This window comes from Spiroplasma sp. hy2 (assembly GCF_044714365.1).
In the GTDB taxonomy this organism is placed as follows: domain Bacteria; phylum Bacillota_I; class Bacilli_A; order Mycoplasmatales; family Mycoplasmataceae; genus Spiroplasma; species Spiroplasma phoeniceum.
Genome location: NZ_RXFZ02000282.1, coordinates 1 through 899, shown reverse-complemented (window position 1 = coordinate 899; position 899 = coordinate 1). Strand labels below are relative to the sequence as shown.

The window sequence follows — 899 nt, the reverse complement described above, 5'->3', positions numbered from 1 at the left end:
TTCAACCTACTAAATTATTAGGTGGTGTTGATTTAGCAAACTCTACTAGTCCAAAAGGACATACAACCGCTGCTAGTTTTTGAATATATAATTCATTTGATAAAAAAGCATATAAAGTAGCAGAATATACACACTCAAATGCTACTCAACAATTTAAAGGACCATTAGAACAAGTTAAAGATATTTTAGAGTTTTACAACAATCAATTAAACCAATACTTTAATTTAATTCAACAAGGTATATCAATTAATGTTGATGATAGTGCTTATGCAACATTAGAAAGTTTAAATAGAGAAAAATATAATTATATTTTTGGTCAATATATGACATTTAAACCAGCACAAAAACAAAAATTTAATGTAAGACATCGTGTTGAAGCATTCACAATGTTAATAAATACAAATCAATTAAAATGATTATGAGAAAAATGTCCTGTAAGTAAAACTCAATATGAATTAATTCAATGAGAAGATAAGCCTGATGTAAGAGAAGAAAAAGTTTTAGATTTATATGATGATACATTTGATAGTGATTTTTATGCTTTACACTTTGAATTAGTACCAATGGTTAAACATAATAGTTCAGCAGATTATAAATTATGACAACAAAGGGAGTGATTAACTTAATGAAAAAAGATATTTATGTAATACATGATGAGCGTGTAATAAATGCAAAAAGACCTTATATGTCTGTTTGTGGACAAGTTAAAAAAAGACTTTGTCAAGAATTAAAAAAAGATAATATCGCAATATGTAAATTAAATTTATATAACGAATATATTAAGTGTAAATTGTAAATGCAAATGTAGCACTTTTTATATGAATGAAAACCTTATTTTTAAGCTTAATAGTTATTTTAGTAATTAATTAACTAAAATAAGCCATAAAATAAAAGAKATA

General features: G+C 24.4%; 2 protein-coding genes. Both read left to right on the top strand.

Annotated elements, in window-relative coordinates:
• Window positions 1-626 (top strand): PBSX family phage terminase large subunit (locus EHV01_RS06095; RefSeq protein ID WP_422066680.1); only part of this gene is annotated, 626 nt, incomplete at its 5' end.
• On the top strand, window positions 626-796 hold the full coding sequence (locus EHV01_RS06090; protein ID WP_422066679.1) for a hypothetical protein: 171 nt from the start codon (window positions 626-628) through the stop codon (window positions 794-796). The genes EHV01_RS06095 and EHV01_RS06090, both read left to right, overlap by 1 nt.
• Window positions 797-899 lie beyond the last annotated feature (103 nt).